Source organism: Mesotoga sp. HF07.pep.5.2.highcov (assembly GCF_003666285.1).
Classification (GTDB): domain Bacteria; phylum Thermotogota; class Thermotogae; order Petrotogales; family Kosmotogaceae; genus Mesotoga; species Mesotoga prima.
Genome location: NZ_JFHJ01000084.1, coordinates 1 through 4,564, shown reverse-complemented (window position 1 = coordinate 4,564; position 4,564 = coordinate 1). Strand labels below are relative to the sequence as shown.

The 4,564-nt window shown below is 45.6% G+C and carries 5 protein-coding genes; all 5 read left to right on the top strand.

What is annotated here, in order from left to right; genetic code table 11:
* On the top strand, positions 1-747 hold a 747-nt coding region (locus BG32_RS01515), incomplete at its 5' end, for an FGGY-family carbohydrate kinase (protein WP_259459426.1).
* 14 nt (positions 748-761) lie between these two features.
* On the top strand, positions 762-2,084 hold the full coding sequence (gene xylA, locus BG32_RS01510; RefSeq protein WP_039882234.1) for a xylose isomerase: 1,323 nt from the start codon (positions 762-764) through the stop codon (positions 2,082-2,084).
* A 489-nt stretch (positions 2,085-2,573) separates the two neighbouring features.
* Entirely contained in the window at positions 2,574-3,200 is a 627-nt protein-coding gene (locus BG32_RS01505) for a YkgJ family cysteine cluster protein (protein ID WP_039882342.1), read from the top strand.
* Positions 3,201-3,307: 107 nt separating this feature from the next.
* Entirely contained in the window at positions 3,308-3,700 is a 393-nt protein-coding gene (locus BG32_RS16005; RefSeq protein WP_259459425.1) for a hypothetical protein, read from the top strand.
* Complete coding sequence (locus BG32_RS01500) at positions 3,664-4,557, top strand: hypothetical protein (RefSeq protein ID WP_259459424.1); 894 nt, start codon at positions 3,664-3,666, stop codon at positions 4,555-4,557. Before BG32_RS16005 ends, BG32_RS01500 begins: the two co-directional genes overlap by 37 nt.
* Positions 4,558-4,564: the final 7 nt, after the last annotated feature.

Genomic DNA, 4,564 nt, shown 5'->3' with positions numbered 1-4,564 from the left:
GTCGAGAAGATTGGAGACGCAATGATAAGCATCGGGACCTCCGGTACAGTGGTAGCCTTGACTAAACGGGGGATACCAGATAGATCTGGCGGAATTCATCTTTTTAGACATGTCACAGGTAGGGATTTCTACCATATGGCGGTAATTCTTTCAGCGACGAATTCGCTAAACTGGTTTAAAGATAGATTTGGAAACGACCTTTCTTTTGAATCACTTGAAGAGATGGTTAAACAGACACCCGCAGGATCAAATGGAGTGGTTTTTTTGCCGTACTTGAATGGGGAGCGAACGCCTCATCGTGATCCCAGCGCAAGAGGAACGCTTTTCGGCTTTTCCTCTTTTCACAGCAGAGGCGATGTATTTCGGAGCATATATGAAGGAGTGGGCTTTGCTCTCAGAGAAGGGGCAGAGCTGATCGAGAGTCTCGGATCAGAGATGAATAACGTCAGAGTTGTTGGCGGCGGTTCAAGGAGCGAAACGTGGTGTCAAATCGTTGCCGACAATCTTGGCAAGACGATTTGGCTCCCGGAAGTGGATGAAGGGGCAGCTTACGGTTCGGCTCGCCTGGCTGCAGAAGCTCTTGGCATAGGCACTTCATCATGGATAAGGATGAAGAAAGAATTCAGACCGAACGGGGATGTCAGGGCGGTTTATGACAATGTTTTCTCAATATACAAAGAGTTGTATCCAAAAATAAGAGACAGCTACAAGAAGATAAGTAAGTTGCAGGAAAGTATCACGAAATGAAAGGAGGAAGGGGAATGAGCGTCTTCGACAAAATAGAAAAGATTCAGTATAAGGGCCCCGATAACAAAGATCCAATGGCCTTCAGCTTCTACAATCCAGAAGAGGAGTTCATGGGGAAGACCATGAAAGAGTATCTTCGATTCGCGGTTGCCTTCTGGCACACCTTTCAGGGTGATGGGCTTGATATGTTTGGGAAGCCCACAATGAGAAGAAGCTGGGATTCCATTAAGGATCCCATTGATCTAGCAAAATTGAAAGTCGATGCCGTCTTCGAACTCTGTGAGAAGCTGAGTATTGACTTCTTCTGTTTCCACGATCGAGACATAGCTCCTGAAGGAGAGACTCTCAGAGAGACGAACAAGAATCTAGACGAAATTGTGAGACATATTTCCGATCATTTAAGGACGAGTAATGTCGGTATACTGTGGGGAACGGCAAATCTCTTCTCGAGTCCCAGGTTTATGCATGGAGCGGCGACATCATGTGATGCAGACGTCTTTGCGTACGCTGCTGCCCAGGTGAAAAAAGCAATCGAGGTTACGAAGGAACTTGATGGGAAGAACTACGTCTTCTGGGGTGGAAGGGAAGGATACGAGACTCTACTCAACACTGATATGGGTCTAGAACTGGAAAATCTTGCAAGATTCTTCCACATGGCAGCAGATTACGCCAAAGAGATAGGTTTTTCTGGGCAGTTCCTCATAGAGCCCAAGCCTATGGAACCGACCAAGCATCAGTATGATTTTGATGTTGCGAATGCACTGGCCTTCTTAAGAAAATTCGGTCTAGAAGAGAATTTCAAGTTCAATGTTGAAGCAAACCATGCGACCCTCGCAGGTCATACCTTCCAGCATGAACTAAGGTTTGCAAGAATCAACGATTTGCTTGGAAGCGTTGATGCCAATCAGGGTGACCCTCTTCTGGGGTGGGATACAGATCAATTTCCAACCGATCTCTATTCGACGACCCTTGGGATGTACGAGATAATCAAGAACGGAGGATTAAATCCTGGAGGCTTGAATTTCGATGCAAAGGTGAGAAGAGGTTCTTATGATGAGCGGGATCTATTTATCGGACACATTGCCGGTATGGACACATTTGCTCTGGGATTGAAGGCGGCAGCCAAACTAATCGACGAAGGTACCCTGGAAAGTCTCTTGAAAGACAGATACAGGAGTTATCAATCGGGTGTAGGCAAGGAGATCACCGAAGGCATTGCAGACTTCAGGTCGCTTGAAGAATACATAATCGACAAGAAGAACCCTCTTCCAGAACCTTCAAATCAGGAGTATCTTGAAAGGCTGGTGAACTGGGCGATAATTTCGGCGGGAAAGTAATCTTAACCCTCTGAGAGCAAGGCGAGCAATCATAATTGGTTGCTCGCTTCTTTTTGAAGCACGGAGAAATCTATTTGCACTGCTTGAACTTTATTTTCATACTTTCCGATCGATTGTTCCTTTGTTATCGAGTCAAAACAGTTGTATACTGAGCGGCTTTCAGCTCTCCTCTTTAGAGATCATGATTATACGTACTTTTTCTTGGAGTTCTGTCAAAAGTCTTTGAAATGCCTTCGAAACTAACTGCCGAAAAAGACGAAGTCTCCGGTTGTCAGTTAAGGTCCATAGTTCACTGAATTGTGGATTTCAAAATCCGTGAACAACAAAGGAAATTTCAATCAAAATGTCAACAAGTTTGCTTCTTTCTGACGGAATAAATTCACCTCTCGATCGCGGTATATCCATGGAGAATTTACTTTCGACGAATTGATTCGTTCGCTGCAAGGTGGGATGATCTTCTCAGTATGTTTGCGGGAGGTAATACCTTTGATGAGCGGTTTATCGTTTGATGATCTGTATCAAAAGGCTTCTGAGGTTCTAGAGATTTATAACGATGCCTGTAGAACAATTAGAGATATTCAGATAGAGACTGGTTTAAGATGCCTGCCTTCATGTAGAGAGTGTTGTAAGACATCCGGTGACTCCATTCAGGTGACAATTACAGAGTTTCTTCCTCTTTCGCTGAGACTCTGGAACGAGGGTAGAGCAGACGACTTACTTCGAAGGCTAGAAGATGTTCCTGACAGTGATCGCTGCATTCTCTTCGAAGGTTCTGGAGAGATTAGAAATGAAGGTGGTTGCACCGAATATGCTTTTAGGCCACTAATTTGCAGGCTCTTTGGCTTCTCAGGAGTAATCGATAGGTTGGGTCGGGTGGCCCCGGTGATCTGCAAATACGTAAAAACGGGCTATCCGCTTTCTGTTGAAAGGTTCACCGAGAAATTTTCTTCAGGGCTTGAGATTCCAGTCTTCTCAGATTATTTGAAACGGGTACAGGGAATTGATCCTCACATGGGCTCGAGAACTTATTCAATAAACTCGGCCTTGAGAAAGGCGCTTGAGTATGTAGGAATGAGATTCTACTATTCTTCAAAAGGGTTTGACAGGACGGCCTGAATTTCTGGAGAGTCACTCGACAAAAGTATCATAAAGCTTCTCTTGGTAGTACAATTCTTCTGAACCAGTTTCGATATCCGAGTCTAGAAGAATCAGGAGGTGTAATAATGAAGAAACTCTTGCTCATCGCACTGACTGTAATATTTGCTGTCGGACTTTTTGGGCAGCTCGGACTGAGAACCCTGACTCCAGAACCAACTGAGACTGCCGATGCGTCGGAAACGGGAGAAATTGTACCCGATAGTGAGGAGTTGAATACACTTTCTCTGAGAACCATTGATCCTCTGCTTGTTTCCTTCAGAGAAGGATGGACGTCTCCCGACGATCCCTCCTGGAAAGTGGAGATGATAGGGTCTACGGAGATAATGATTCCCCAGGATTTCTCAATCTTTCAGGAGAAGACCGGTCTAAACTACGATGTGCAGATTTTTGACAAGGAAGGGCTTCTTTTTGGAAGGCTATTTTGTATCAGCTCGAGTCTTACGCCCGGTCAGAGCTGATTAGTGCCGTTGTAGGTTCTCTCTATGGAGAAGGCGCAACAACTGAGAGTAGCTACGAGGAGACTGTTGAACTGCATGACGGACGGATTGCTTACCTTGTTTCTCTCAAAATCAGACCGGAAGTCGATTATCCATTCGTAGTTGTTTACTCTCCATCGGAAGAGGCAGATACAACTGAGCCCGGTGCAGTTACAATGTGTGTTTTTGAGCCCCTTCATTATTCAGGAAGCGAGCTTGACAAAGCTAAGGAGATAATTGCCGGAATCGTGGGGAGCCTTATCTCGGCTGAAGAAGAACCTGAAGAGGAAGAAGAAGTCATTGCATTGCCTTCTGAGAAAGAGGAGCACACAGATATTTTCGTCAGGATGGTTGAATCGTTGCTGAGCGAAGAAGACCTCGATATATATATCGACGACTGGATAGAAGTTGAAGGTGATTACTTCGCGTTCATGATGCCACCGGAGTTTTCCGTGGCCTTCTATCTGGCAGACTACTTTGAAGTGGCCGATCTGGGATTTCAGGGCACAGTCGTAGGCAAGATCTTCGTTGGTGAGTCGGAAGAGTCAGCTTCCACAAGCGACGTGCTAAATCAATACGTCTATCAGTACCTAGGTAGTTTCGGTGACTATGAGCTGGTGGATAGTTATACTGGTTATGTGGATCGCGAGTCCGTAGTGAACGTCTATGCTCTCGACTTTTCGGGACAGCTTTGCTGGATGGCCCTCTATTCTGAATCACATGATGCTGAGTTCTTTGGCCCCGGAGAATACTTTGTGCTTCTGGGATTGGCAGACTACGAAGAGGCGGTTATGTGGGCTGAGTGGTACACCGGGATCCTAGCGACGCTTGACTTCTAGTTTATAG

Excerpts from the sequence above, each read along its gene's own strand:
- xylA (WP_039882234.1), top strand. The coding sequence starts at position 762 with ATGAGCGTCTTCGACAAAATAGAAAAGATTCAGTATAAGGGCCCCGAT.
- BG32_RS16005 (WP_259459425.1), top strand. The coding sequence starts at position 3,308 with ATGAAGAAACTCTTGCTCATCGCACTGACTGTAATATTTGCTGTCGGA.
- BG32_RS01505 (WP_039882342.1), top strand. The coding sequence starts at position 2,574 with ATGAGCGGTTTATCGTTTGATGATCTGTATCAAAAGGCTTCTGAGGTT.